Consider the following 205-nt stretch of genomic DNA (forward strand, 5'->3'; position numbering starts at 1 on the left):
CAGCCAACTGCTCTACCAACTGAGCTAACGACCCAGAACGTACGACCGGCGGGGAGTGCCGAATCGGTGCCATGAAGGCGAGGAAGAGATCGATGGTGGGTCGTGTAGGATTCGAACCTACGACCAATTGGTTAAAAGCCAACTGCTCTACCAACTGAGCTAACGACCCATGCGCTTCTGATCAATGGCGCTTGCCATAAAAGCA

At 53.7% G+C, this 205-nt stretch carries 1 tRNA gene; it reads right to left on the reverse strand.

Annotated features, from left to right (window positions below):
• Positions 1 to 93: 93 nt before the first annotated feature.
• Positions 94 to 169: transfer RNA gene (locus tag BTW08_RS18675), tRNA-Lys, on the reverse strand.
• Positions 170 to 205: the final 36 nt, after the last annotated feature.

The organism is Salinicola sp. MH3R3-1 (genome assembly GCF_001937155.1).
GTDB lineage: Bacteria > Pseudomonadota > Gammaproteobacteria > Pseudomonadales > Halomonadaceae > Salinicola > Salinicola halophyticus.